Source organism: Oscillospiraceae bacterium, from assembly GCA_025757985.1.
Classification (GTDB): Bacteria; Bacillota; Clostridia; order Oscillospirales; family Ruminococcaceae; genus Gemmiger.
In genome coordinates, this window is record CP107210.1 from 2,708,553 (window position 1) to 2,731,607 (window position 23,055).

Annotated in this window: 20 protein-coding genes; 15 read left to right on the top strand and 5 right to left on the bottom strand. The window is 59.9% G+C overall.

Annotated elements, in window-relative coordinates; all coding sequences use genetic code 11:
* The first annotated feature begins 169 nt into the window (after positions 1–169).
* The 7 genes from OGM67_12845 (at position 170) to OGM67_12875 (ending at position 8,102) form a co-directional block, all read left to right on the top strand.
* The gene (locus OGM67_12845) at positions 170–1,852 is read left to right on the top strand and encodes a recombinase family protein (GenBank protein UYJ34433.1); all 1,683 of its coding nucleotides are present in this window, start codon (positions 170–172) and stop codon (positions 1,850–1,852) included.
* Between the two features lie 703 nt (positions 1,853–2,555).
* Entirely contained in the window at positions 2,556–3,248 is a 693-nt protein-coding gene (locus OGM67_12850; GenBank protein UYJ34434.1) for an amino acid racemase, read from the top strand.
* Between the two features lie 228 nt (positions 3,249–3,476).
* On the top strand, positions 3,477–5,492 hold the full coding sequence (gene metG, locus OGM67_12855) for a methionine--tRNA ligase (GenBank protein ID UYJ34435.1): 2,016 nt from the start codon (positions 3,477–3,479) through the stop codon (positions 5,490–5,492).
* A gap of 9 nt (positions 5,493–5,501) precedes the next feature.
* On the top strand, positions 5,502–6,440 hold the full coding sequence (locus tag OGM67_12860; GenBank protein UYJ34436.1) for a DMT family transporter: 939 nt from the start codon (positions 5,502–5,504) through the stop codon (positions 6,438–6,440).
* Complete coding sequence (locus tag OGM67_12865; protein UYJ34437.1) at positions 6,437–7,228, top strand: TatD family hydrolase; 792 nt, start codon at positions 6,437–6,439, stop codon at positions 7,226–7,228. The genes OGM67_12860 and OGM67_12865 overlap by 4 nt, the downstream gene beginning before the upstream one ends.
* Positions 7,229–7,326: 98 nt before the next feature.
* Positions 7,327–7,560, top strand: a complete 234-nt coding sequence (locus OGM67_12870) for a methylenetetrahydrofolate dehydrogenase (protein ID UYJ34438.1) — start codon at positions 7,327–7,329, stop codon at positions 7,558–7,560.
* Positions 7,561–7,628: 68 nt separating this feature from the next.
* Positions 7,629–8,102 carry a GNAT family N-acetyltransferase gene (locus tag OGM67_12875; protein UYJ34439.1) on the top strand — a complete coding sequence of 158 codons (474 nt, stop codon included), beginning with the start codon at positions 7,629–7,631 and terminating at the stop codon, positions 8,100–8,102.
* Positions 8,103–9,558: 1,456 nt separating this feature from the next.
* On the opposite strand, the gene argS is transcribed toward OGM67_12875, so the two are convergent.
* The 5 genes from argS to OGM67_12900 form a co-directional block, all read right to left on the bottom strand.
* Entirely contained in the window at positions 9,559–11,316 is a 1,758-nt protein-coding gene (argS, locus tag OGM67_12880; protein ID UYJ34440.1) for an arginine--tRNA ligase, read from the bottom strand.
* Positions 11,317–11,454: 138 nt separating this feature from the next.
* Positions 11,455–11,892 (bottom strand): DUF1934 domain-containing protein, encoded by a 438-nt coding sequence (locus tag OGM67_12885; GenBank protein ID UYJ34441.1) that lies wholly within the window; start codon positions 11,890–11,892, stop codon positions 11,455–11,457.
* Between the two features lie 185 nt (positions 11,893–12,077).
* Positions 12,078–12,893 carry a glutamate racemase gene (murI, locus tag OGM67_12890; protein ID UYJ34442.1) on the bottom strand — a complete coding sequence of 272 codons (816 nt, stop codon included), beginning with the start codon at positions 12,891–12,893 and terminating at the stop codon, positions 12,078–12,080.
* Positions 12,893–14,002, bottom strand: a complete 1,110-nt coding sequence (locus OGM67_12895; protein UYJ34443.1) for a D-alanine--D-alanine ligase — start codon at positions 14,000–14,002, stop codon at positions 12,893–12,895. The genes murI and OGM67_12895 overlap by 1 nt, the downstream gene beginning before the upstream one ends.
* Positions 14,003–14,602: 600 nt before the next feature.
* Positions 14,603–14,923 (bottom strand): helix-turn-helix domain-containing protein, encoded by a 321-nt coding sequence (locus OGM67_12900; protein ID UYJ34444.1) that lies wholly within the window; start codon positions 14,921–14,923, stop codon positions 14,603–14,605.
* 107 nt (positions 14,924–15,030) lie between these two features.
* On the opposite strand from OGM67_12900, the gene OGM67_12905 reads away from it, so the two are divergent.
* From OGM67_12905 to topA, 8 genes are all read left to right on the top strand, one after another.
* Positions 15,031–15,642 carry a type II secretion system GspH family protein gene (locus OGM67_12905; protein UYJ34445.1) on the top strand — a complete coding sequence of 204 codons (612 nt, stop codon included), beginning with the start codon at positions 15,031–15,033 and terminating at the stop codon, positions 15,640–15,642.
* Between the two features lie 570 nt (positions 15,643–16,212).
* A complete protein-coding gene (locus OGM67_12910) occupies positions 16,213–17,091 on the top strand; it encodes a transposase (GenBank protein ID UYJ34446.1) in 879 nt (292 codons plus the stop codon).
* Positions 17,092–17,348: 257 nt separating this feature from the next.
* Positions 17,349–17,879, top strand: coding sequence for a translation initiation factor IF-3 (gene infC, locus OGM67_12915; GenBank protein ID UYJ36237.1), 531 nt, complete (start codon positions 17,349–17,351; stop codon positions 17,877–17,879).
* 28 nt (positions 17,880–17,907) lie between these two features.
* On the top strand, positions 17,908–18,114 hold the full coding sequence (gene rpmI / locus OGM67_12920; protein UYJ34447.1) for a 50S ribosomal protein L35: 207 nt from the start codon (positions 17,908–17,910) through the stop codon (positions 18,112–18,114).
* Between the two features lie 60 nt (positions 18,115–18,174).
* Complete coding sequence (gene rplT, locus OGM67_12925; protein ID UYJ34448.1) at positions 18,175–18,528, top strand: 50S ribosomal protein L20; 354 nt, start codon at positions 18,175–18,177, stop codon at positions 18,526–18,528.
* A gap of 288 nt (positions 18,529–18,816) precedes the next feature.
* Positions 18,817–19,584, top strand: coding sequence for an RNA methyltransferase (locus OGM67_12930; protein UYJ34449.1), 768 nt, complete (start codon positions 18,817–18,819; stop codon positions 19,582–19,584).
* 127 nt (positions 19,585–19,711) lie between these two features.
* The gene (dprA, locus tag OGM67_12935; GenBank protein UYJ34450.1) at positions 19,712–20,812 is read left to right on the top strand and encodes a DNA-processing protein DprA; all 1,101 of its coding nucleotides are present in this window, start codon (positions 19,712–19,714) and stop codon (positions 20,810–20,812) included.
* 142 nt (positions 20,813–20,954) lie between these two features.
* On the top strand, positions 20,955–23,039 hold the full coding sequence (gene topA, locus OGM67_12940; GenBank protein UYJ34451.1) for a type I DNA topoisomerase: 2,085 nt from the start codon (positions 20,955–20,957) through the stop codon (positions 23,037–23,039).
* The last annotated feature ends 16 nt before the right edge of the window (positions 23,040–23,055 follow it).

The window sequence follows — 23,055 nt, forward strand, 5'->3', positions numbered from 1 at the left end:
ATTCCCGCTCAATGACTTTTGCGGCGGCAGTCCGTATACTTGAAAAAATCAAGCAAAAAAGAACCGCCATTCAGCAAAAAATGTGTCGAAAGCCCCTACACAAATCGTGCAAAGAGAGTTATACTACAGCTGGCAGACATCCTGAATCGCTGTTCGGAAAGGATGGAAAATGAAAGAGAAACAGCTACAGGATATTACCGCTTTATATGGCAGATTGAGCCGCGATGATGAAGTCGGCGGCGAAAGCATGAGCATCCAATCCCAGCGCGCCATTCTGGGGCAGTATGCCAAGGAACACGGTTTTACGAATTGCCAGTTCTTTATGGATGATGGCTACTCCGGCACAAACTTTGACCGCCCTGCATTTACTGAAATGATGGAACTGGTCGAGCAGCGGCGGGTGCGAACGATTATTGTAAAAGACCTGTCGCGCCTTGGCCGCAACTATCTGGAAGTCGGGCGCTACACGGAAGTAATCTTCCCGGAGAATAAGGTGCGGTTCATTGCCATCACGGATGGCGTGGATTCCGCTGCCGGAGATAACGAATTTGCACCGTTCAAAAATATCATCAATGAATGGTATGCCAAGGACATCAGCCGCAAGGTCAAGTCGGCGTTCAAGGCAAAGGCACTGCGTGGGGAATACACGGGCGCGTACCCGCCGTATGGTTATGACCGTGACCCCAATGACCGCCACAAGCTCGTTCCGAATCAGTACGCATGGGTCATCAAGGAAATTTTTCAAATGGCGCTTGCGGGTAAAAGTTGCAGCATCATTGCAAAGGAACTGGGCGAAAAGCAAGTTCTCCGCCCACAGGCGTACCTGCACGAAAAGTTTGGAACTTTTGCGTCAGATATTGTTCTGACCTATCCGTATGCGTGGGATCACAGCACGGTTCGTGCCATTCTGATGAATCAAGTCTACATCGGGAATATGGTGCATTTCCGCACCGGCACACAAAATTTTAAATCTAAAAAGATGATTTGGAAGCCCGAAACGGATTGGGTCGTTGTGGAGGGAACGCACGAAGCGCTGGTGGATGCCGAGACTTTCTGGACGGTGCAGGAACGCATCAAGGTCAAGCAGCCGGGCAAAAAGCGCAGCGAGAATAACATCTTTCGCGGCATCATGTTCTGCGGGGAGTGCGGCAAGCGCATGGCATTTTGTAGCCGCAAAAAAGATGAACGCCGTAAGTCGCTGGGTACATTCAGCTGCAACGCCAATCGGCGCTACGGCGGCAAGGTGTGTACCACGCATTATATCTCGCTGGAACAGGTCAAGGCTATCGTTCTGGCGGACATCCGCCGCCACGCTATGCTGGCTGCCGAGGATACTGATGCGTATGCGGACTATCTGATGGGGTTGTCACAGGCCGGGCAGCTGAACGAGCAGAAAGCCATGAAAAAAGAGTTGGACGCAGCCCAGCGCCGCCTGTCCGAACTGACCACGCTGGTGCAGCGCATCTACGAGGATAACGTGTTCGGACGGCTCTCGGATGACCTCTATCAGACCCTATCTGCCAAGTATGAAGCGGAAACAAAAGAATTGAAAACCCGCGCCGCAGAAATTCAAGCGTTGCTTACAGAAGCAACCACCAAAACGCAGGGCATACAGGATTTCGCCGATTTGGTCGCCCCGTATGCCGATATTACGGAGTTGGACGAGGAACTGGTTCACACGCTGATTGAGAAAATCATCGTCCACGAGAAAGAGATAATTGACGGTGAAACGGTTATGCGCATCGAAATCTACTACCGCTTCATCGGCAAAACCAGCGATTGTCTCAATCGCTCCGTAGCCCCCATAAAAACAAAAACAGAATCCGTCGTTGCAACGGATTCTATTGCTTGACGAATGTGGTGCGTAAAAAGTAAAGCGCCCGGGAGATGGACGCACGGGTCACCAGAAAGCACTACTTCATTTGAGGTAGTGCTTTTTTCTTTGTATGCGGTATGCGCTTTTTAATAGGTGTCGGGCGTAAAAGGTGACCCGTGCGGGAATCGAAAAGCCCGGGCCCCGCGTCCAGCGTACCGCGGGGTAAAAACGCCCCTGCGGGGCGTTTTTAGGGCGGGGGAGATTCCCGCACGAGCGGAAAGTTGATGTGGCCGGGGTGGTGGCGGGGGCTGTTGTTTAAGATTGGCGTAGAGGCTTTCGGAAGTGCGCGGGCCGGGCATGCCCGGCCCCTACGGGGCGGCGATGGGGAAATGAGGGATGGCGGTAGGTTTCGGTGGGGTGTGGGCACCCCGCCCTACGCACGGATTTTAAGTGGGGCCGTAGGGTGGCCAGCCCTCTGGCCGCCGCCAAAGGCTTGCGGCGGCGGGAAGTTGCCCGGGAGGGATGAATCCTTCCCCTACGAATTGACCGCAACAGGGATATGGCGTCGGGTTGCGGGCCGGGCATGCCCGGCCCCTACACGGGGTGTCGATGGGAAGATGGAAAATGGCACAAAACCGGGCGGTGGTGCTTGCATAATTTTGCTGCAGGCCTTATAATATAATATAACTGTTGTTATAAGGAGGGGTGTGCCACGGCGCAGACCAAACCACAAAAACAGGTGCTGGGGATACTGGGCGGGCTGGGGCCAGCTGCCAGCTGTTACCTGTACCAAATGCTGATCGACCACACCCCGGCCAGCTGCGATCAGGACCACATCGACATTGTTATTTCGTCCCGGGCGTCCACACCCGACCGCACGGCGTTCATCATGGGCAAAAGTAAGGATGACCCCTTTGCCGTGATGGAGCAGGACGGCTTCAGCCTGGTACACTACGGCGCCACGGTGTTGGCAATCCCCTGCAACACAGCGCATTACTTCTATGACCGTCTGGCCGAAGCGCTGCCTGTGCCAGTGCTGAACATGCCCCGTCTGACGGTGGCCGATGCCAAGGCGGCGGGCTGCACAAAGCTGGGCATCCTTGCCACGGACGGCACACTGGCGGCAGAGACCTACCAGATTGCCTGCCGGGCACAGGGTATCGACTGGGCCGTGCCGTCACCGGAGCATCAACAGGAGGTCATGTCAGTCATTTATGATGACATCAAGCAGGGCAAGCGCGCTGATATGACGAAGTTCGGCGCGGCGGTGCATGATTTGAAAAAGCAGGGCTGCGACATGGCCGTGCTGGGCTGCACGGAGCTGAGCCTTGTCAAGCGGGACGAGCATTTGGGAGCGTTCTTCATTGACAGCACCGAGGTGCTGTGCCGGCATGCGTTACAGGCGTGCGGGGTGGAGCCGGTGGGGTTCTAAAGGCATGAGGCGGCCGGAGGACTGGCCGCCCTACGGAGTGGCGAGATTGCCCGGGAGGTGCGTGACGGCGGCGAACGAGCAAAGCCCTTCCGGCCTCGCGGGCTCGGCCACCTCCCCTGTAAGGGGAGGCTTTTGCGGGCTTCGCCCGAATGCCCAGAATATAAAATCCAGCATAAACGCAAAAAAACACACCAAAACGGTTTGTGTATATAAGGAGAGAAATCACAGATGGATCAGAAAAAATTCTACATCACTACGCCGATCTATTACCCCAGCGATAAGCTGCATATCGGCCATACCTACTGCACTGTGGCAACCGATGCCATGGCCCGCTACAAGCGCCTGCAGGGCTACAATGTCAAGTTCCTGACCGGTACCGATGAGCACGGCCAGAAGATCGAGCTGAAGGCCAAGGAGGCCGGCGTCACCCCGCAGCAGTTTGTTGATAACATCGTGGAGGGCCCCAAGGGCGTCAAGGATCTGTGGAAGCTGATGAACATCAGCTATGACCGCTTCATCCGCACGACCGATGACTACCATGTTGCCGCCATCCAGAAAATCTTCAAGAAGATGTACGAGAAGGGCGACATCTACAAGGGCAAGTATGTCGGCAAATACTGCACCCCCTGTGAGAGCTTCTGGACCGAGAGCCAGCTCGTCAACGGCTGCTGCCCTGACTGCGGCCGCCCCGTTGTGGACGCCGAGGAGGAGGCTTACTTCTTCCGTCTGTCCAAGTATGCCGACCGCGTGCGCGATCTGCTCGTCAACACCGACTTCCTGCTGCCGCGCTCCCGCGTCAACGAGATGGTCCACAACTTCATAGCCCCGGGCCTTGAGGATCTGTGCGTTTCCCGCACCAGTTTCAAGTGGGGCATCCCGGTCGACTTTGACCCCAAGCATGTCGTCTACGTCTGGATCGACGCGCTGTTCAACTACACCACGGCGCTGGGCTTCATGAATGACAAGTACCCCGACAGTGATTACGAGACCTTCTGGCCTGCTGACGTGCATTTTATCGGCAAGGAGATCGTCCGTTTCCACTCCATCATCTGGCCTGCCATGCTGATGAGCATGGATATGCCCCTGCCCAAGCATGTCTACGGCCATGGCTGGCTGCTGCTGGACGGCGGCAAAATGTCCAAGTCCAAGGGCAACGTGGTTGACCCCTACCTGCTGGCCGAGCGCTACAGCGCCGATGCCCTGCGCTACTTCCTGCTGCGCGACTTCCCGTTCGGTTCGGACGGCAACTTCTCCAATGAGCTGCTGATCAACCGCATCAATATGGATCTGGCCAACGACCTCGGCAACCTGCTGAGCCGCACCACTGCCATGGCGGACAAGTATTTTGGCGGCGAGCTGCCCGCCGAGCAGGCCGAGGGCCCCGAGGACGCTGCCCTGATCGAGAAGGCCACCGCCCTGCGCGCCCGCTATGAGGCCGACATGGAGGCCTATGCCTTCCAGAATGCACTGGCCGATGTGTTCGAGGTCATTGACAACGCAAACAAGTATATCGACGCCACGGCACCGTGGGTGCTGGCCAAGAGCGAGGAATCCAAGCCCCGTCTGGCCCGCGTGCTGTACAATCTGGCCGAAACGCTGCGCATCTGCACCGTGCTGCTGCAGCCGTTCATGCCCACCACCTGCGAGAAAATTTTTGCGCAGCTGAATGTGGCCGCCAACGGCAAGACGTGGGACAGCGCCGCCACCTTCGGCACCCTGCCTGCCAACGCCACCCTGCACAAGGGCGAGAACATCTTCCCCCGCATTGACGCCGCAAAGGAGCTGGCTGAGCTGGAGGCCCTTGAGGCTGCCCAGAAGGCCGCCGCACAGGCTGCCAACGCCCCCGCTGAGGAGGAAAAGCCCGCTGAGAGTGCCGCTGCGTCCGCAGAGCTGATTGGCGAGCACGAGGAAGAAATCAGCTTTGACGACTTCTGCAAGGTCGAGCTGCGCGTGGCCGAGGTCCGCGCCTGCGAGCGGATGAAGGAGAGCAAGAAGCTGCTGCACCTGACCGTCTTTGACGGCGAGCGCGAGCGCTGCATCCTGTCCGGCATTGCGAAGTGGTTTGCGCCCGAGGATCTGATCGGCAAGAAGATCGGCATTGTCGCCAACCTGGCCCCCCGCCCGATGATGAAGGGCAAGTATGTCAGCGAGGGCATGATCTTTGCCGCTGACACCGATGTGGACGGCGGCTGCTCCATCGCGTTCTTCCCTGACAACACCCCCGCCGGTGCGCGCATCCACTAAGGCAGCGCTATGCAAAAATCTAAGTTAGACCAATTTTTCTCCATCCCGGCGGCGGCCGTTTTGATGGCCGTTGTCTGCAATGTGCTGTGGGGGTCGGCGTTCCCCTTCATCAAGCTGGGCTACCGCCTGTTTGCGATTGATTCCGCCGATACCGCGTCGATTTTGTGCTTTGCGGGTGTCCGCTTTATGATGGGCGCGGCGCTGGTCTGGCTGGCCGGTCTGGCGCTGAACCGCCGCCCGCTGCCGATGCCGCACGGCAAAACGCTGGCTTCGGCCTGCGGGCTGGGCCTGTGGCAGACCGCTGCACAGTATTTCTTCTACTACTCCGCCGTGGCGCTGCTGACCGGCGCGATGGGCGGCATTTTGAACAGCACCCAGAGCTTTATGGGCGTGATTTTGGCGCACTTTTTGTACGGCAAGGCCGACCGGATGACCCCGCGCAAGGCGCTGGGCTGCGCGCTCGGCTTCGGCGGTGTGCTTGTCGCCACGCTGGGCAACCACGGCGGCGGCAGCGTCAAGGGTATGGCCTTTATGCTGATCGCGTCGGTCATCTTTGCGTTGGCCGGGCCGTGGAACAAGGCCGTGACCCAGCATGCGGACAGCTTTTCGGTCTGTGTGCTGAACCTCGGCGTCGGCGGTCTGGCGTTGGCTGTGATGGGCTTTGCCATGGGTGGCGGCCTCCACCCCGAGAGTGCCGCAGGTATCCCGGTGCTGCTGTTTTTGGCGTTTATCTCCGGTGCGGGGTATGTGATCTGGGCGCTTCTGATGAAAAACAACCCGGTCTCCCGCATTGCGGTGTTTGGCCTGATCATTCCGGTCATGAATGTGCTGCTGTCGGCACTGCTGAACGGCGAGCCGCTGTTTGAGTGGAACTACCTCGCCGCGCTGCTGCTGGTCTGCATCGGCATTTATCTCGTCAACCGCGCCCCGCAGGAGAAGCAGGCATGAACCATATTTTTGACACTCACGCGCACTATTCCTCGCGTCAGTTTGACGCTGACCGCGCCGCGCTGCTGAAGGCCTTGCCCGAGGGCGGCGTGGTGGGGGTGCTGGAATGTGCCACCCACTCCGGCGATGCCGCCCGCGTGCTGGAGCTGGCGCATGCCGCGCCCTACATCCATGCGGCGATCGGCATCCACCCGGAAAGCCTGATCGAGGAGGACGCTGCCACCGTGGCAGTCTATCATGGGGACTGGCGTGCCGAGCTGGCCGCCATGCGCCCCCTGTTTGAGGACAAGGCTATAGTGGCCGTGGGCGAGATCGGGCTTGATCATCACTGGCCGGTCCCGCGCGAGGAGCAGTACGCCCTGTTTGAGGCACAATTACAACTTGCGAAAGAGCTGGATTTGCCGGTGTCGGTCCACGACCGCGAGGCCCACGCCGAAATGTACGAGTTGCTGCGCAAATATAAGCCGCGCGGCGCACTGCACTGCTACAGCGGCAGCGCCGAGGACGCGGTTTGGCTGGTTGAGCAGGGGCTGTATCTGGGCTTTGGCGGGGCAGTGACCTATAAGGGAGCCAAGCGCGCCGCCAAGGTGCTGGCCGCCATCCCGCACGAGCGCGCCCTGCTGGAAACCGACTGCCCTTATATGGCCCCCGAGCCGGTGCGCGGCACCCGCAACGACAGCCGCAACATTGCCCATGTGGCCGCCTACATCGGCACGATTTGGGATATGGACGCCCAGACCGTGCTGGATGTGACCGCAGAAAACGCGCGCACCTGTTTTGGTGTGTGAACCGTTAGCGTATCTGTAGGGGCGGGCATTGCCCGCCTGTGGGCGACCGATGGCCGCCCCTACAAATATAGAAACAAAATTTTCAGGAGTGACTTACTATGAAAGCACGCATCCCTAAGCATCGTGAATTTATCATTGATTTCCCGCAGGATATGGATCAGGCCAAGGCTGACGAGGGCTGGACCAAGCTGAACGAGATCGTGGAGGAGTACAAAAAGGCCCACAACGGCCAGAGCGTTTACTCTGTGACCTTTATTGAGGACTGCGAGCCTGCTGTGAAGAAGCTGCAGGAGGAGTACGGTTTCAACTACACCATTCAGGAAACCAAGTGATCAAAACCGGCGGACAACTGCGTCCGCCGGTTTTCTGTTCGTACATTTTGCCAGAGAGGGAAACAGGGATGGCAAAGACAGTTATACGCCCGGCGGCGGAGGAGGACATCCCCGCCATTATTGCGCTGTACCGCCAGCTTGACAGCGCCATGGTCGCGCTGCAGCCGGAGTTTTTTTGCGAGGCCCCGCGTGAGGTGGACGAGATCCGCAAGGCAGTCAGGGCCGATGACGCGGATTTTTTGCTGGCGGAGCAGGACGGCACCGCCGTGGGCTTTGCGCTGGTCTACTATGCGGGCTGGACGCCGGCGTTCAGCTGTGTGCTGCCCCACCGGTATGCCTGCCTGGGGGATCTGATCGTGGACGCAGGTGTGCGCGGGCAGGGCATTGGCAACCAGCTGCTGGCTGCGGCCAAGCGCTGGGCCCGCAACCGGCGGCTGGAATATCTGGAGCTGCAGGTGCTGGCCCAGAACGAGGGCGCGCAGCACCTGTATGAGTCGCAGGATTTTGTCGAGGCAACGAAAGTTATGCGGTGTATGCTGTGAAAACCGCTCTGTAGGGGCCGGGCATGCCCGGCCCGCAGGTTTACGGCTGCACCCCTTTCGCGGTTGATTTGCAGGGCAGGGCTTGACCCCTTTACGGGGCGTCGGGGACGCCGCCCCCTACAGGCATAACCCGCAAAGTTTCTCACTCCCGCAAACAGGCACGGCGGCCAGAGGGCTGGCCGCCCTACGCCCTCCCGTGAATTAGGTTTGCAGGGGAGGGATTCATCCCTCCCGGGTTGTGCGCCCATATTGCTGCACAACACAAAAAAGCCGGGGCGAACATTTCGTTCGCCCCGGCGGTCTTACTTCTTCGGAGTCATAGCCTCATAACCCTTTTCGTTATTTTTCGGACTGCTTCCACATCGTCATGGGAATCATCCTATCGTTTGCGAATTTTGATTGCCCTTTCAGGATCTTACTAACAGTTCATTGGACTTACCCTCGGGTTCGTTATTTGCTGAAAAGCATTTGTAGAACGGAGTAAAGTTTGCTGTTAAGGTTATTAAGATCGTTCCTGGGGTAATGGGTCTGATGCCGAGGACCAAAGCCTCTTAACTCTTGTACATCGGAGTGTCTCCTTGTTGATCAGGTGAAGTTCAGGTAAATCCTGTTCGGCGGAGTGGTGACGGTCATCTCTACCAGCCTTCTTTCATCCTAATCTATATCTCATGCGGGGGTCTGTTGTGACGGCCCCTGAGTCTGCTAAACATTAGCTAAGTAACCGGACATCGCGTTTTTATAAATCTTTTACAGGTGATGACCTGCGGCTTCGGATGCGGTTCTTTTTTGTTAGCAGGCCCAGGCCCGCCGGTGATGAATGGGATCTTTAAAGTTTGCCATTGGACTCGAGCCTCCTTCCTTACGAAATACTGCCGGCGGCCTTTACGATCTCTTTCCGGTTTCTTCTTCCGCCCTCGTGCTGCTGGATCGGAGTCCTTAAAGTTAAGCTTTAAGATGTCGGTCTGTTCACGATCGGTCTTTGATGAAGAAACTTCTGGAAAGTGGCATCTCTTGGAACTTCCAGTTCCTTATCTCCGGCTGTTTTCTTTCTGTGACTATACTATATCACAGCCTTAGTGTTTCGTCTATTCGCAGACCCCACAATCTTGCTGTGCAATATTTGTGCATATTCAGGATTGAATAACACATGCTGCTTGTGGTATAATAAATATGTTGGGCGCGTGTACGCCAACATAAAACCGCTGCTTCTTGGAAAAAAGAAGCAGCGGTTTTTCGCTATATTGGCTTCCCCCGAGGGGGAAGCTGTCGGCGGCCCCGCTCGCCGACTGATGAGGGGCAAACTTACTGTAATTGCCCATGAACGGGTTGCTGAGGCAAACTCGCCCCTCATCCGGCCCTGCGGGGCCACCTTCAGTCTACGCGCTAAGAGCCGCCTTCGGCGGTTGCGCTCCGACACGCGCCTGCGGGCGCAGCCCCTCGGGGGAAGGCATGGGAGTTACATCGTCTCCGGTGCGGTGACCTTGAACATCGTCAGGATGTTGTGGATGACGCCGCGCACGGCGAGGCACAGCGCAATGCGACCCTGCTGCACGGTGCCCTCCGCATCAAGGATGCGGCAGGCGTTGTAGAAGCGGTGGTAGGCGGATGCCACATCAATGCAGTAGCGGGTGATGCGGGCCGGGTCGTACTTCTCGGCGGCAGCAGCAATCTCAGCGGGGAAGGCAGCCAGCAGGCGGATCAGTGACTGCTCGGCGGGGTCGGTCAGGACGCTGGCGTCCACGGCCTCGGCGCCTTCAAACTTCACGCCCTCGCTCTCAAGCTTCTTCAGCACCGAGCAGATGCGCGCGTGGGCGTACTGAACATAGTAGACGGGGTTCTCGCTGTCGTTGCGCACGGCCAGATCAAGGTCAAAGTCCAGCGTGGAGGAGCTCTCGCGCTGGTTGAAGAAGAACCGCGCGGAATCAATGGGCACCTCGTCCAGCAGGTCGGTCAGGGTGATGGCCTTGCCGGTACGCTTGCTCATGCGGACCGGCTTGCCGTCACGCATCAGGTTGACCATCTGCATCAGCACGATGTCAAGGCGGCTGCCGTCCAGCCCGATGGCGTCCATCGCGCCCTTCATGCGGGCGACATGGCCGTGGTGGTCGGCGCCCCAGACATCAATGGCCTTGTCAAAGCCGCGCACGGCCAGCTTGTTGTAGTGGTAGGCGATGTCGGCCGCAAAGTAGGTGGGGATGCCGTTGGCGCGCACCAGCACCTCGTCCTTGGCCTCCTCCTCGCTGCCGTCGTCGGTCTTGCGCTTGTTCACAACGCCGTACTTGGCGGCGTACTGGGCGCTGCGGTACATGATGGCACCGTCCTCGGCCTTGTAGCAGGCACCGCTCTCCAGCAGCTTGTCCACCACGGCCTTGACCGCGCCGGAGTTGTGCAGGTCGCTTTCATGGAACCAGACATCGTACTCGATGCGGTACTTGCCGAGGTCGCGCTGCAGACCGGCGATGTTCTTGGGCAGGGCATCGGCCACGATGGCCTTCTTCAGCTCGTCAAAGTCCTTTTCCACATAGGAATCGCCGTGAATCTCGGCAAACTCCTTCGCGCGGGCGATGATGTCCGCGCCCTGATAGCACTCCTCGGGCAGGGGGCAGGCATCCTCGCCCTTGTACAGCTGCAGGTAGCGGATGGCAAGGCTCTTGCCGAACTTCTCGATCTGGTTGCCCGCGTCATTGATGTAGAACTCGCGGGTCACATCGTAGCCCGCCCAGTCCAGACAGGCGGCCAGACCGTCACCCAAAGCGCCGCCGCGGGCGTTGCCCATGTGCATCGGGCCGGTGGGGTTGGCGGAGACGAACTCGACATTGTAGCGCTTGCCTGCGCCGACATCGGTGCGGCCGTACTCGGGGTTGGCCACGGCGGCGCGCACAACGCTGGTGAACCAGTCCTGCGCAAGGAACAGGTTGATGAAGCCGGGACCGGCGATCTCAAACCGGTCGAACAGGCTGCCGTCCAGCGCAAGCTTGGCGGTGATGGCCTCGGCGATCTGGCGCGGCGCCTTGTGGAAGGCGCGGGCACCGGCCATGGCCGCATTGGAGGCGATGTCGCCGTTTTTGACATCGGCCGGGATCTCGACGATGAAGTCGGGCAGCGCAGCTTCGGGCAGGGTACCGTCAGCGATGGCAGCCTTGACGGCATCGGTCAGCAGGGTGCGGGCCTGCGCCAGCGCCGCCGCGCGGGGGTTGTAGTTTTTATATTCCATGATGAACCTCCTGTGGGGGATTTTTCTATGATAACGTTGTAGGGGCCGGGCATGCCCGGCCCGCGGCTTTGCCTTTACAGAGCGCTTTCCGGTAGGCTGAGGGCCGGGCATGCCCGGCCCCTACGGGACAGCGCGTTTTTAAGCTTCTGGCAGCTTATCGACCGTAATGTCAACCAGATTCCGGCTGATGAAATTTTCCGCGCCGGAATCCAGCGTGTAGCTGAATTTCAGCTTGCCGCCCTCCTCGCTCAGCGCGTGCTCAATGACATCGGCGGCCACGCCAAGACTTACCGCGCCGTAGCCGGTCTCATAATGGCAGAGATGCCGGGTGCCCTTCTCGATGATAAGCTGGCTCGACTGCTTGCCGTAGCGCAGCATCGAAACCTTGCGGGCGTCGTCGGCCACCTTGACGGTGGTGGTGCAGCCCTCATAGCCGGTGGTCTCGGTCTCTTTATAAACGATATAGTACGCGCCATCCTTGTGGACGAGCGAGCCGCGGGTCATAAGCTCCACTGTATCGGTGTCGCCCCGCTGCTCCATCGTGCCCTTGATGGTGATCAGATATTTTTCTTCCATGGTGTACCTCTACTAAAAGCCTTCCCCCTCGGGGACAGACTCCCCCGATACGGGGGAGGTGGCGCGCAGCGCCAGAAGGGGTGCGGTGGCCCGCAGGGCCGGATGAGGGCAGACCTTCCGTCGTTGCCCGGTAAATGGGCGGCCACGGCAACCCGCCCCTCATCAGTCACCTTCGGTGACAGCGCTCAATATGTTTCGATCGCAATGCGCTCTACCGGCCCGCCGGCGTACTCGCCTAAGAACATCTGCTCCAGCTCGGCAAAGTTGTCGGGCGTGTCGCTGACATAGTAGTGGGCGGTGCCGCCGTCCGTTTTGCCGTTCAAAAGCCCCAGATCCGCCAGCGCGGCGGCGGTGGCCTGCGCGGTCACCTTGCCGGAATCCACCAGCCGCACCGCATCGCCCATAAAATCGCCGATCATCTTTTTCAGCAGCGGGTAGTGGGTGCAGCCAAGGATCAGCGTGTCAACACCGGCGTCCTTCAGCTCCTGCAGATACTCGGCAATGATGAGCTTTGTCACGGGGTTGCCGTCATTGAAATAGCCGTTCTCGACCAGCGGCACAAACATCGGGCAGGCGCGCGCAAAGATCTGCACATCGGGCAGCATATCGCGGATGACCGCCGCGTAGGAGCCGCTGCGCACTGTGGCGGCCGTGCCGATGATACCGATGCGGTGGTTGCGGGTCGCGTCCACGGCGGCGCGGGCGGTGGCACCCACCACGCCGGTGTAGGGCACCGGCAGCCGGGCGGCCTCCTCCGGCGGATAGGTCGAGGACACGGTCCCGCAGGCGGCGATGATGAACTTGACATCCCGGCTGAGCAGAAAGCGTATATCCTGCCGCGCATACTGCACGATGGTATCCCGCCCGCGGCTGCCGTAAGGCACGCGGCCGGTATCGCCGAAATAGACGATATCCTCACCGGGCAGCACGCGGCGCAGCTGGCGCACGGCGGTCAGCCCGCCAAGGCCGCTGTCAAAAACGCCGATGGGGCGCGGGTCCATCAGTAGGCCCCCTTCCGGCGGTGCAGGGCCAGCTGCAGCAGCTTATCGACCAGCGCCGGATAGCTGTAGCCCTCGTGCTCCATCAGCTTGGGGTACATACTGATGGGCGTAAAGCCGGGCAGGGTGTTCAGCTCGTTGCACAAAACGCGCCCGGTGCCGCGCTCCACAAAGAAGTCGCAGCGGGACAGCCCGGCGCAGTTCAGCGCCAGATAGGCCTTGCGGGCCTCGGCCTTCACCTCGTCGAGCTTTTCCTCGCTCAAATGGGCGGGGATGACGGTCTGGGACACGCCGTTTTTGTACTTGTCATCGTAGGTGTAGAACTCCGCCCCGGCCAGAATCTCACCCGGGCGGGTGGTGGCAACGGTGGACGGGTCATCGGGGTTGCCGATGGCCGCACACTCGACCTCCTGCGCGTCCACGAACTCCTCAAAAACGACCTTGTCGTCCTCGCGCAGGGCGATCTCAACCGCCTGCTCCAGCATGGCGCGGTCGGCCGCCTTGCTGATGCCCACACTGGAGCCGGCGTTGGCCGGCTTGACAAAGATGGGGTAGCCCAGCTTTGCCTCCACGGCGTCCAGCACCACGGGGCCGTTCAGTGCAAGGTCGGCGCGGCTGGCGGCGGCCCAGCGGCAGTGGGGGACACCGGCGGCGTCCATCAGGGCGTTGGCCACGGCCTTATCCATGCAGACCGCGCTGCCCAGCACGCCGCAGCCCACATAGGGGATGCGCGCCAGCTCAAACAGGCCTTGGATCGTGCCGTCCTCGCCGTTTTTGCCGTGCATGACGGGGGCGCAGATGTCGATGCGGACAAGCTCGGCCCTGCCGTCCTTCAGCAGCCACAGGCCGTGGTCGCGGCGGTCGGGGCTGAGCACGCAGGGCGTGCAGTCGCCCTGCTCCCAGCTGCCATCGGCCATGGCCTCGGGCGTGGGGCTGCAGGCCAGCCAGCGGCCGTCCTTGGTGATGCCGACAGGAAATGCTTCATATTGCTCTGCACAGGGGGACTGACCCAGCGCGCGCAGCCAGGCCGAGGCCGAAACACAGCTGACCTCATGCTCACTGGATACGCCGCCGAAGAAGAGCGCCACGCGCAGCTTGGTAGTAGTTTTCATCAAAAAGACTCCCTTTGTAAAATTGCGCGGCCCCTTGGGGCACACTACAAGTCTTCAGCTTATTATCATAACATATTATGCGTGCGTTGGCTAGATTATTTTTGAAAAAATGTATTTTCATGCGGGGGCACCCATTGGCCTATTGAAAGTGTAGGGGCGACCATTGGTCGCCCGCTGACTTGGCGCAGCAATGCGTTTTCCGGGAAAGGTTTTTTCACAGATAAACGGGCACGGGCGAGCAATGCTCGCCCCTACATTAGCTGTAGGGCGCATATGGAATGCGCCCCCAGTTTGTCAAAAAACGCGGTAGGGGCGGGGCTCTGCTCCGCCCGTGGCCGTTTGCCATGTGAGAAACTTTCCCGAAAAAGCGTTGCTACGTCAGGTCGGCGGGCGGAGCAGAGCCCCGCCCCTACGAATCCGCAACAAAGACGATATTCTTATCCGGGGGTAAGGTGGTTTTTCGACAGTCTGAGGGCGCATATGGAATGCGCCCCTACGGTGCGGCGGGTGTCGCGCGGCGCGGATAATTGTAGGGGGCGGCGTCCCCGACGCCCCGCAGGCGGCTGCCCATAAAAAATCGACCCGCCGGCTCCCGGCGGGTCAATCGTTTGCTTTTACTTTGTAACGGGTTATCAGCTCGGCCTGATCCAGCAGAAGGCGCTTCTGGCTGGGGGTAAAGCTGCGGTAGCGGGCCAAAAGCTGGCGCTCATCGTCCTCGGCGGGGGTCTTGTGGCCAAGCAGATAGTCGATGCTGACCCCAAAATAATCCGCAATGCGCCGCAGGGTGTCATAGTCCGGCTCGCGGATTCCCTGTGCGTAGTTGCTCAGGGTGGACGCACTGAGGCATAGCTTGGGGGCTAAATCCTTAATTTTGATTTCTTCGCAATCTATTAAATAGCGTAAACGCTCGTTAAATTCCATAAGAACAGCCTGATTTCTTTATAGTGTCAGCTAGAGAATACCAGAAAAACACAAAACGGGTTTTGAAAGCACATTTCGGCTTGACAAAGCACAAATTGTGTTATAAAATGACAATACGAAATGTCGATGGGGTTTGTGAAGTCGGCATACATCAAAGAAAATTTTTGGAGGAAAACAAGATGTTCAAGAAATTGAAGGACAAAAAGGGCTTCACCCTCGTCGAGCTGATCGTCGTTCTGGTCATTCTGGCTATTCTGGCCGCCCTGCTGGTTCCGGCTCTGACTGGTTACATTGACAAGGCAAATCAGGAAAAGGTTATTGCGGAGTGCCGTTCTGTTGTTATGGCTGCACAGACTACCGCTTCTGAGTATTACGGCTTGAATAAGGGATTGAAGGATTCGACCAAAGATGCAGACAATGTTAAAACTGCATTGGCCCAGATTCAGACGCTGGCGGAAGTTCCTACCAAAACTACGGGTACTGCAGGTGCTACAACGAAGGAACCTGTATGGCACTATCTGATTACCATTGGTACAGCAAATGATGAAAATAATGTTGTTACGCAGGTTGTCTTTGATGACGGCACCAACATGGTAACCTATAAGAAGGATACCTCTACTGGTGAGGGTTCTTATAGTAAGGTTAGCAAATCCAGCAGCGATGGTGAAGAGGGAACTGCGAAGGTTACAACGAGCAAAATTAACGACATTGCCGGCTAATAGAAATTTGTACACCTGATGTGTATTATCCCACCACCTCCCGTGGTGGGATTTTTTATACCCTCTACCTTATAATACCCGCTCTGTAGGGGCCGGGCATGCCCGGCCCGCAGCCTTGCCATAGCCGCGCAGCCCCGGGTCAGCCGTAGGGGAGAGATTTATCCCTCCCGGGCACTTTCCGCCGCCGCAAACGGCCACAGCGGCCAGAGGGCTGGCCGCCCTACGGCCCCACTTGAAAATCCGTGTGTAGGGCGGGGTGCCCTCACCCCGCCGAAGCCTGCCGCCAAATCCCTTTTACGGTTCAATCCGTAGGGGAGGGATTTATCCCTCCCGCAGAAAAGCCTTCCTTGTCAAAGGGAGGTGGACGCCGAAGGCGGCCGGAGGGATTCTGACGGGCCTTGCCCTGCACGCCGTCCCCCCCGCAGCCGGGCAGGAATCCCTCCGCCTCGCTTACGCTCGGCACCTCCCTTTGACAAGGGAGGCCTTTCGACAATCCGCCCCTACAACCTCCGAAAGGCGGTTACCATGCCCCAGACACCAAAGCTTTCTCCACAACAAAAGGTCGCGCTTGTGGAAAAAATAATATCCGGCGAGATCAGCCGTCAGGCCGCCGCGCAAAGTGTCGGCGTCAGCAACACTACCGTGCGCCAGTGGCTGCGCATCTATGAGGCCGAAGGCCCCGGCGGGCTGACCCCGCGCGAAAAATCCCGCCACCTCACCGCCGAGGAAAAGCAGGCCGCCGTTGCGGACTATCTGGCGGGCGAGGGCTCGTTGTTTGAAATCTGCAAAAAGTACGGCATCCGCAGCCCCCAGAACCTTGAAAAAATGGTGGAGACCGCCAAGCAGGGCGGTGCGCTGCGGGGCTACCATGGTGCGTCCCGGCACAGGGGCGATGCCTACACCACCGCCGCCGACCGCGTGCAGATCGTGCAGGACTGCCTTGCCAACGGCTGCGATTACGGCGCAACGGCGCTGAAATATAATGTGGATTACAAGGCACTGGTCAACTGGGTGGGGCGGTACCGCGCCCACGGCCCGGCGGCCCTGCACGGCAGCCGCCACAGCAGCGAGGGAACGCGCCGCGCCAAGGGCCGTGCGCGCGCCGTGGCGCCGATGCAGCGCCTTGTCATTGTGCTGGACTGTCTGGAAAACCGGAAAAACTACGGCGCTATGGCGCAGAAATACGCCGTTGCGTACCATCAGGTCTACCGGTGGGTGCAGCGCTATCTGCAGGACGGCTGGCTGGGCATGAACGACCGCCGCGGCCCCACCGATGACCCCGGCCCGGAGGGGGAGTGGGCGCGCGTGGCCCCCGGCAATGAGGACGCCGCAGAAAAATGGGTGGCCCGGTGTGCGGGCGTGCCGGACGCCCTGCCCGCCCTGCTGCGCCGCGCCGGGTACAGCTGGTGCGTGATTGCAAAAATTCTGTTTGATCTGGCGAGGATGTAGGGGCCGGGCATGCCCGGCCCCTACAACGCTGCAAAAAACTTTCCAAATCCCCTTGACACGCCCCTGCTTTTATGATAAACTATCCCTTGTAAAAAAAGCAGCAACCGGCAGTAGGCCGTCGGCTCACCTTGCAGGGTTTGTCAAAACCCCGGGTCATACCATGATACGCACTAGGTGCGCAACTTCGTATGTTCGGCGGCTGCTTTCAATGGCAGCCGCTTTTGTCTTTATCATACACTTGTGGGAGGTGTGTTACAATCGCCAGCAACAGCAAATCCAACGAACTGGAAATCAATGAGCAGATCCGCGACAAGGAAATCCGCCTGATCGGGGCGGATGGCGCGCAGATGGGCATTATGAGCCCGCGCGATGCACTGAAGATGGCCATTGACAAGGATCTTGACCTTGTTAAGGTTGCACCGCAGGCTAAGCCGCCGGTGTGCAAAATTCTTGACTACGGTAAATACCGGTTCGAGATGCAGAAAAAGGAAAAGGAAGCCAAGAAAAACCAGAAAGTGGTTGAGATCAAGGAGATCCGCCTTTCCCTGAACATCGACACCAACGACTTCAACACCAAGGTGAACCAGGCAGCCAAGTTCCTGCAGCAGGGCCATAAGCTCAAGGTGAGCATCCGGTTCCGCGGCCGCGAAATGGCACATACCAGCTTAGGTCTGGATGTCCATAAGCGTTTTGCCGAGGCGTTGGAGGGCAAGGCCGTCATCGACAAGCAGCCCAAGCTTGAGGGCCGCAGCATGATGATGTTCATGTCCCCCGTTCCCAACAAGTAAGAAAGTAAACTCTCAGGAGGAAACAACAATGGCTAAAATGAAGCTCAAGACCCTTTCCGGCGCCAAGAAGCGCTTCAAGATGACTGCTTCCGGCAAAATCAAGCGCAATGCGTCCAAGCGCCGTCACATTCTGACCAAGAAGACCACCAAGCTGACCCGCGGCCTGCGTATGCCCAAGTACGTTGACAAGACCAACGAGGCTGCCGTCAAGAAAATGATGCCCTACGGCGGCTGATCTGCCCGGGACATTTAAAGGTCAGTTACTACCTGTTATAGACAAAAGGAGATATAAAACATGGCTCGTATTAAAGGCGCTACCATGACGCACAAGCGTCGTGCTAAGACTCTCAAGCTGGCAAAGGGTTACTACGGTGCTAAGTCCAAGCACTTCCGCATGGCTAAGCAGGCCGTTATGAAGAGCGGCAACTATGCTTTCGTTGGCCGTAAGCAGAAGAAGCGCCAGTTCCGCAACCTGTGGATCACCCGCATCAACAACGCTGTTCGTGCTCAGGGTATGAACTACTCCACCTTCATGAACGGCCTGAAGAAGGCCGGCGTCGAGCTGAACCGCAAGATGCTGTCTGAGATGGCTATCCACGATCCCGCCAGCTTTAACGCGCTGGTTGAGACCGCCAAGAAGGCCCTGTAATAGCTTGCATAAAAGACTCGCGCACACGCGCGAGTCCTTTTGTGTTTAAGGGGAAGTTTGCGGTGCGGCGGCCAGACGGCAAAGCCCCTCCGGCCTTGCTTCGCTCGGCCACCTCCCCACTGCGTGAGGAGGCTCTCTGCGCGGGCTTCGCCCGCGAAAAAAGGCTCCCCACAGTGTGGGGAGCTGGCCGAGCCTGCGAGGCCGGAGGGGCTTTACCCGCCCGCCTTTGGCGGTCACTTTCCCGTTATTCACACAATTTAGTTGATTTTATACAAAAGGGGCGCTACAATGGAAACGATCACCAGCCGTGATAACGCCAAGATCAAATACGCCTGCGCGGTGCGCGACTCAGAAAAGCAGCGCGCCGCTGACGGCTTGTTTTTTGCCGAGGGGCCAAAGCTCTGTCTGGAGCTTGCCAAAAGCTGTACGCCGCGCACGGTCTACGCCACGGCGGCCGCACTGGCCAAAACGCCTGAGCTGGCAACGCTGGCCCCCGCTGAGATCGCGCCCCATGTGGCGGAAAAGCTCAGCGGCACCAAGTCGAATCAGGGCGTTTTTGCCCTGTTTGAAACGCCCACCCCGCCCGCCGATACGCTGGACACCGCCCGCCGCATCCTGATGCTGGAGGGTGTGCAGGACCCCGGCAATGTCGGTACGCTGCTGCGCAGCGCGGCGGCGTTCGGGTTTGATGCGGTCGTGCTGGGGCCGGGGTGTGCATCGCCCCTGTCGCCCAAGACACTGCGCTCCTCGATGGGGGCGGCCGGGCGGCTGCCGACGCTGCACAGCGCCGACCTGCCAGCCGCACTGGCGCAGCTGCGCAGCCGCGGCGTCACAACGCTGGCGGCGGCGCTCTACCGGTCGCGCCCGCTGGACGAGGCCGGGAACGACTTCCCGCACGGCGTCTGCGTGGTCATCGGCAGCGAGGGGCAGGGCCTGACGCAGCAGACCGTTGAGGCCTGCGACATGGCCGTGCGCATCCCGATGACCGACCGGGTGGAGAGCCTGAACGCCGCCGTGGCCGGCAGCGTGCTGCTGTGGCATTTCAGGGGCGTGTAAGCAGACATCCGGAAGCTGCTGCGCGGCGGCCGGGGGACTGGCCGCCCTACGGGGCAACAGCGGGCGTAGGGCGGGCAGTCCTCTGCCCGCCGCTATGCAGCCGAGAGGATAAAAGGGGGCATCCACCATGGACAAAACACTGGCCTGGCTCTGGCTGGCGGACGCCGTCGGCTCGGCGTGTCAGTATGCGCAGGAGCTGCTTGCGCTTTACCCCGACCCGGCCGAGCTGTATGACCTGCTGCGCGCAGGCACTGAGGCCCCGCCGACCTGCCTGACGCCCCGCGCCCTTGCCCAGCTGCAGGATACGACCCCCTTTGATTTTGAGGAGCGGCTCGACCACTGCCTGCTGAGCGGGATCGAGCTGCTGACCCCCGACGAGGACGCCTACCCCGCCGCGCTGCGCGACCTGCCCGACCTGCCGCTGGTGCTGTATCTGACCGGCGAGTCGGCCTGCCTGAACGGGCAGCGCTGTGTGGGCATGGTGGGCACCCGCCGCCCCAGCGCTTACGGGCGGCAGGCGGCCTTTGACCTGTCGCTGGCGCTGGCGCAGGCGGGCGCGGTCATCGTCAGCGGTCTGGCGGACGGGCTGGACAGTGAGGCCCACCGCGCCGCGCTGCAGGCCGACCGCCCCACGATCGCGTTTTTGGGTACGGCCATTGACAAGACCTACCCGGCCGCCAACGCCAAGCTGCGCACCGCCATCGAGAAGGGCGGCGGCGCTGTCTGCAGCGAGTACCCGCCCGGCTACACGGGCCGCACGACCGGGACTTTTCTGGCCCGCAACCGGCTCATTGCCGCCCAGAGCGAGGCGCTCTGTGTGGCGGAGGCCCGCACCCGCAGCGGCACGCTGAACACCGTACACCACGCCGAGCGGCTGGGCCGCCCGGTGCTGGCCGTGCCGGGCAGCATCTACAGCGCGCTGAGTGAGGGCACGAACGAGCTGCTGCGGACCCACCGCGCCGAGCCGCTGTGCAGGGCGGCCGATGTGCTGGAGATACTGGGCATCGGGGTGCAGACGGCCGCGCCGGAGCAGCAGCGGTTTGACCCCGCTGCCGTCAGCCCGGACGCACAGCAGGTCTACGCAGCCCTAAAGCCCACGCCCCAGAGCATGGATGCCCTGTGCGCCGCCACCCGCCTGCCCGCCGGCCGCGTGCTGGCGGCCTGCACGGAGCTGGAGCTTATGGGCGGCGCACAGGCGCAGCCGGGGAGACGGTACATTGCAATATAAGATAATAGATAAAAGATAATAGATAATAAAAAAGGAGTGCGCGCAGCGCACAATTTTGAGCAGGCCAACGGCCTGCGATCCACAATATTTCTTATCTTTTATCTCTTATCTATTATCTAAAAAATTTTCATTGAGGTAACTTATGCCAAAATTAGTCATCGTGGAATCCCCTGCCAAGGCAAAGACCATTGGCAAGTATCTGGGCCGCGGCTACAAGGTCACGGCCAGCATGGGCCATGTGCGCGACCTGCCCGCCAGTACGCTGGGCATTGATGTCGAAAATGGCTATAAGCCGAAATATATCACGATCAAGGGCAAGCAGAAGCTTGTTAAGGAGCTGAAGGCCGAGGCCAAAAAGTGCGATGGCGTCCTGCTTGCGACCGACCCGGACCGCGAGGGCGAGGCCATCAGCTGGCATCTGGCGAACATTCTGGGGCTGGACCCCGCTGCGCCCAACCGCGTGACCTTTGACGAGATCACGAAGAAGGGCGTCAAGGAGGGCATGGCCCATCCCCGCGCCATCAATATCGACCTTTTCAACGCGCAGCAGGCCCGGCGTGAGCTGGACCGTCTGGTCGGCTACAAGCTCAGCCCGTTCCTCTGGAAAAAGGTCCGCAGGGGCCTTTCCGCCGGTCGTGTGCAGAGCGTGGCCGTGCGGCTCATCCGCGACCGCGAGATCGAGATCGAGAACTTCAAGCCGGACGAATACTGGAATATTGATGCGCTGCTGCACCCGCAGGGCGAAAAGGGTGAGTTCACCGCCCGGCTGGCGGCGACGGCAGACGGCAAAAAGCTGACGGTCACGGACAAGCAGCAGGCCGATGCAGTGCTGGCCGCGCTGGACGGCAAGGATTACACCATTACCAAAATCGAAAAGGGCAAGCGCCGCCGTCAGCCCGCGCCGCCCTTCATCACCTCCACGCTGCAGCAGGACGCGAGCCGCGCGTTCGGCTTTTCGGCCACGCGGACGATGCGCGCCGCCCAGACCCTGTACGAGGGCGTTGACATTGCGGGGCACGGCACGGTGGGTCTGATCACCTACATGCGTACCGACTCGCTGCGCATCGCTGCCGAGGCGCAGGCCGCCGCCAAGACCTTTATCGCCGACCGCTGGGGCGAGGGCTATGTCTGCAAGACGCCCCGCAAGTGGAAGAGCCGCTCCGCCACGGCGGCGCAGGACGCCCACGAAGCCATCCGACCCTCGATGCCCGAGCTGACCCCCGATGAGGTCGAGCAGAGCATCAGCGGCGATACCGCCAAGCTGTACCGCCTGATCTGGAGCCGCTTTATGGCAAGCCAGATGGCCGACTGCATTCAGGACACGGTCTCGGCATCCATCACGGCGGGGGAGTATCTTTTCCGCGCATCCGGCTTCCGGGTGTCGTTTGACGGCTTCACGGCGCTGTATGAGGAATCCACTGACGACACGAAGAAAAAGGAGACCGCCCTGCCCCCGCTGGAGGAAGGCCAGAAGCTGGCACTCAAAAAGCTGACGGTGGACCAGAAGTTTACCCAGCCGCCGCCGCTCTACACCGAGGCAACGCTCATCCATGCGCTGGAGGAGAACGGCATCGGCCGCCCGTCCACCTACGCGCCGATCATCACGACCATCGTGGACCGCGGCTATGTCGAGAAGGACCAGAAAAAGCTGAAAACGACCCCGCTGGGTCAGGCCGTCAACACGGTCATGATGGAGCAGTTCCCCGACATTGTCAATGTGAAATTCAGCGCTGACATGGAGAAAAAGCTCGATGTGGTCGAGGCCGGCGAGGCAGACTGGGTCAAGACGATCGACGAGTTCTATCAGGGCTTTGAGAAGAGCCTAGAGCAGGCCGAGAAGAACATGGAGGGCAAGCGCATCAAGGTCGAGGATATCCCGACCGATGAGATCTGCGAGAAGTGCGGCCGCCCCATGGTCATCAAGTCGGGCCGCTACGGCAAGTTTGTGGCATGCTCCGGCTTCCCGGAGTGCCGCAACGCCCACCCGCTCGTCAAGGACACGGGCGGCCTCTGCCCGCTGGACGGCGGCCACATGCTGGTGCGCAAAAGCAGCAAGGGCCGCGTCTACTACGGCTGCAGCAACTACCCCAAGTGCAATTATATGACATGGGACGAGCCGGTGCCCGAGCGCTGCCCCCAGTGCGGTAGCACCCTGTTTAAAAAGAAGGGCCAGCTCTACTGCGCTAAAGAGGGCTGCGGGTTTGTGAAGGCGATTGAGAAGAAATGACCGCTTTAAAGCCTCC

What these genes read in the sequence shown, in the direction of transcription:
- OGM67_12845 (UYJ34433.1), top strand. Translation starts at nt 170, where the DNA reads ATGAAAGAGAAACAGCTACAGGATATTACCGCTTTATATGGCAGATTG.
- metG (UYJ34435.1), top strand. Translation starts at nt 3,477, where the DNA reads ATGGATCAGAAAAAATTCTACATCACTACGCCGATCTATTACCCCAGC.
- OGM67_12860 (UYJ34436.1), top strand. Translation starts at nt 5,502, where the DNA reads ATGCAAAAATCTAAGTTAGACCAATTTTTCTCCATCCCGGCGGCGGCC.
- OGM67_12865 (UYJ34437.1), top strand. Translation starts at nt 6,437, where the DNA reads ATGAACCATATTTTTGACACTCACGCGCACTATTCCTCGCGTCAGTTT.
- OGM67_12870 (UYJ34438.1), top strand. Translation starts at nt 7,327, where the DNA reads ATGAAAGCACGCATCCCTAAGCATCGTGAATTTATCATTGATTTCCCG.
- OGM67_12875 (UYJ34439.1), top strand. Translation starts at nt 7,629, where the DNA reads ATGGCAAAGACAGTTATACGCCCGGCGGCGGAGGAGGACATCCCCGCC.
- argS (UYJ34440.1), bottom strand. Translation starts at nt 11,316, where the DNA reads ATGGAATATAAAAACTACAACCCCCGCGCGGCGGCGCTGGCGCAGGCC.
- OGM67_12885 (UYJ34441.1), bottom strand. Translation starts at nt 11,892, where the DNA reads ATGGAAGAAAAATATCTGATCACCATCAAGGGCACGATGGAGCAGCGG.
- murI (UYJ34442.1), bottom strand. Translation starts at nt 12,893, where the DNA reads ATGGACCCGCGCCCCATCGGCGTTTTTGACAGCGGCCTTGGCGGGCTG.
- OGM67_12895 (UYJ34443.1), bottom strand. Translation starts at nt 14,002, where the DNA reads ATGAAAACTACTACCAAGCTGCGCGTGGCGCTCTTCTTCGGCGGCGTA.
- OGM67_12900 (UYJ34444.1), bottom strand. Translation starts at nt 14,923, where the DNA reads ATGGAATTTAACGAGCGTTTACGCTATTTAATAGATTGCGAAGAAATC.
- OGM67_12905 (UYJ34445.1), top strand. Translation starts at nt 15,031, where the DNA reads ATGACAATACGAAATGTCGATGGGGTTTGTGAAGTCGGCATACATCAA.
- rpmI (UYJ34447.1), top strand. Translation starts at nt 17,908, where the DNA reads ATGGCTAAAATGAAGCTCAAGACCCTTTCCGGCGCCAAGAAGCGCTTC.
- rplT (UYJ34448.1), top strand. Translation starts at nt 18,175, where the DNA reads ATGGCTCGTATTAAAGGCGCTACCATGACGCACAAGCGTCGTGCTAAG.
- OGM67_12930 (UYJ34449.1), top strand. Translation starts at nt 18,817, where the DNA reads ATGGAAACGATCACCAGCCGTGATAACGCCAAGATCAAATACGCCTGC.
- dprA (UYJ34450.1), top strand. Translation starts at nt 19,712, where the DNA reads ATGGACAAAACACTGGCCTGGCTCTGGCTGGCGGACGCCGTCGGCTCG.
- topA (UYJ34451.1), top strand. Translation starts at nt 20,955, where the DNA reads ATGCCAAAATTAGTCATCGTGGAATCCCCTGCCAAGGCAAAGACCATT.